The sequence below is a fragment of the Streptococcus suis genome (genome assembly GCF_002964045.1).
Lineage (GTDB): Bacteria > Bacillota > Bacilli > Lactobacillales > Streptococcaceae > Streptococcus > Streptococcus suis_U.
In genome coordinates this window covers 1-288 of sequence record NZ_POPB01000154.1, presented here as the reverse complement: position 1 = coordinate 288, position 288 = coordinate 1, and the positions used below count along the sequence as shown (strand labels likewise).

Here is a 288-nt window from a genome sequence, read left to right as displayed (position 1 = left end):
TGTCGGTAAACCTGATCAGTTTAAAAAAGATATTTACAACTTGACTCTGGAGGCTCACATGGCCGCGGTCAATATGATTAAGCCTGGTGTGACTGCTGGCGAGATTGACTATGCCGCTCGCTCTGTGATTGAAAAAGCAGGTTATGGCGAGTACTTCAACCACCGACTCGGTCACGGTTTGGGAATGAGTGTCCATGAATTCCCATCGATTATGGAAGGCAATGATTTGGTCATCGAAGAAGGTATGTGTTTCTCTGTCGAGCCAGGTATTTACATCCCTGGAAAAGT

At 45.8% G+C, this 288-nt stretch carries 1 protein-coding gene; it reads left to right on the top strand.

The annotated features are described in order from the left end of the window. Positions 1–288: M24 family metallopeptidase (locus tag C1E99_RS00895; protein ID WP_153060130.1), on the top strand; the 288-nt coding region annotated here is incomplete at both ends.